Source organism: Mucilaginibacter sp., from assembly GCF_036383575.1.
Lineage (GTDB): Bacteria > Bacteroidota > Bacteroidia > Sphingobacteriales > Sphingobacteriaceae > Mucilaginibacter.
The window spans coordinates 1-2,793 of the sequence record NZ_DASVOB010000731.1 but is presented as its reverse complement, the minus strand read 5'-3'; the positions used below and the strand labels follow the sequence as shown (position 1 = coordinate 2,793).

At 46.7% G+C, this 2,793-nt stretch carries 1 protein-coding gene; it reads left to right on the top strand.

Annotated features, from left to right (window positions below; all coding sequences use genetic code 11):
* On the top strand, positions 1-2,793 hold a 2,793-nt coding region (locus tag VF500_RS26300; protein ID WP_330862512.1), incomplete at both ends, for an ABC transporter permease.

Here is a 2,793-nt window from a genome sequence, read left to right as displayed (position 1 = left end):
CACTTCATCCCCTTGTTGCTGCAACAGGGTATTTTTGTATTGGAGATTTGGCAAAGTATCAGTACTGGTGCGGCAACTTATAATACACCGGTCTTTCGGCAAGTGAGCCCGGTACTGAATGTGGCGACGTTTATTTCGGCGGTTGTCTACCTGTATATTTCCTTCAGGCTGATAGAAAGCTATTACGGGCAGTTGAAATTCAATGACGTAAATGACCGTTACCGTAACCAAATGCGCTGGCTGCACCGGTTAATCAAGGCTTTTGGCCTTTTATGGCTATTATGGCTGCCATATACTGCTGCAGATTATTTTTATTTCCATTACCGGTTAGGTGTTCACGTGTACTACCCTTTGTATTTGCTGTTAGCCGGAATGATGATCTGGATAGCGGCGACAGTCCATTCAAAACCCGACCCCTCAGCTATTGTGCAGGCTTCCCCGGTTTCAAAAACACCGGTCCCGGCGGCGCTCAGGCAAAAAGGAACCTGGCTCCGGCAAGCTATGGAGGCTAAGCGGTATTATCAGGATGCAGAGCTGAATTTGGCCTCGCTTGCCGAAAAGCTTGGTGTCACCGTTCATGAACTATCCCGTATCATCAACGTGGCGCTCAAAAAAAACTTCAACGATTTTATAAACGAATATCGCGTTGCGGATGTGATCTGGAGAATGCAGGACCCGGCTTTCGCTCATATAACCTTGCTGGGTATTGCACTGGAGTCCGGGTTTAATTCAAAATCAACCTTTAACCGCATTTTTAAACAAATGACCGGCAAAAGCCCGGCGGAATATAAAAATGAACCCCAAAAAGAGTTCCCAAGTTATAACTTAAGACGACACACGCAGTTTGCAGGAGTAATTTCGAACCATGAAGCCACGGTCATGTGGTCTTCCGGGAAATTAAACCGCAGCTATATGTTCAAAAATTATTTTAAGATCGCCTGGCGCAATATCACCCGCCACCAAAGTTACTCGGCCATTAACGTGGCCGGGCTGGCAGTAGGGATTGCAGCCTGCCTGCTTATATTTGTAGTTGTTCAATATGAGTTGAGCTTTGATACTTATCAACCCGGCTATAAAAGCACCTATCGCATCGTAACCAAAAAAGAGCGGGAAGGTAATGTCAGGTATAGCGCCGGGATCTCGGCACCTGCTGTAGACGCTTTTCGCCTTTATTTCTCGCAGGCTACTATTGCAGGTGTTAATGCTATTTATGGCAGCCAGATCGTGGCCCCGGCGGCTAACGGCAATCCGGCAGGCGATAAAAAATTTGTTGAGAACACCGGCATCATGTTCGCCGAACCCCAGCTTTTCGATATTTTTTCAGCAACCTGGCTCGCCGGCAGTGCATCGGCCTTGAAAGATCCCAATATGGTGGTGATAGATCAAAGCAGCGCCATAAAATATTTTGGCAGCTGGCAATCGGCGGTAGGAAAAACGCTCAGAATGGACAATCTGCTTACGCTAAAGGTTGCAGGTGTGATACAGGATGTTCCCCCAAATACCGACCTTCCGTTTAAAGTATTGATTTCGTACACCACCTGGAAACTGAACGCAAAAAGCTATAATTATTCATATACTTGGGACGAGACCAGCAGCGACTGCCAGGTATATATAAAATTTCCCGCAAAGGTGTTGCAAAGTACGGTCGAAAGTCAAATGCTCAGCTTTTCCGAAAAGCAATTTAATAGTAATAATAAACACACTGCCAGAAAAAGATATGCTGTAGCACAGCCCTTATCAGCTATCCATTTTGATACCAGCTTTGGCGGTACGCTGGGCGATCACATAACCAGCAGGTCCACGCTCCGCACCCTGTCGCTTATCGCGGTACTGATCATTGTTATGGCGTCCATTAATTTCATTAACCTCTCAACGGCGCAATCAATCGGCCGATCTAAAGAGGTAGGGATCCGCAAAGTACTGGGCAGCAGCCGTGGGCAATTAATAGGCCTGGTGATGTGCGAAACGGCCATTATCGTACTGTTTTCGGCGGGGCTTGCGGTATGTATGGCCGAAATAGCTTTACCATTACTCAAACATATAGCCAGCGTTCCGGATACCATTGGTTTGTTCAATCCCGGGATATTGCTTTGCCTGGCTTATGTAATAGTTGCTGTGGTGCTGCTTTCGGGAATATATCCGGCAATTATCGTATCAGGATTTAAACCTATCCAGGCGCTTAAAAACAGGATCAATTCTGCCGCGGTCGGCGGTATCTCGCTCCGCCGTGTGCTGGTAGTTACCCAGTTTGCCATTTCACAGTTGCTGATCATAGGAACGGCCATTGCCGTTAAACAAATGGATTTTGTAAACAACGCGGACCTTGGATTTAACAAAGAGGCTGTATTGGCTATACCATGCCCTGCTGATAGCGTCGGTTTATCGCGATTGAATAGCTTTAAACAACAGGTGCTTGCATTGCCGGGTGTAAAAACAGCCAGTTTTTCGGCTGATGCACCATCGTCGTCGCATAACAATTCAAGCAATTTCTATTTCAATCATTCAGATAAAGATCCGGGCTTTGATGTGTTCATGAAAGTGGCCGATGCGGATTACTTTAAAACGTTTGACCTCAAGGTTGTAGCAGGTAGGGTATATGGACCCAGCGATACCGCGCGAGAGTTGGTGGTTAATGAAACCCTGGTACACAAACTCGGTATTAAACGGGCCGACGATGCTTTGGGCAAAACCATCACTTTCGACAGTTATGGAAACCTGCCCATCGTAGGCGTTGTTGCCGATTTTAAAACAAATTCCATGCGCGAGGAAATTAAACCGCTGGTGATGTACCCC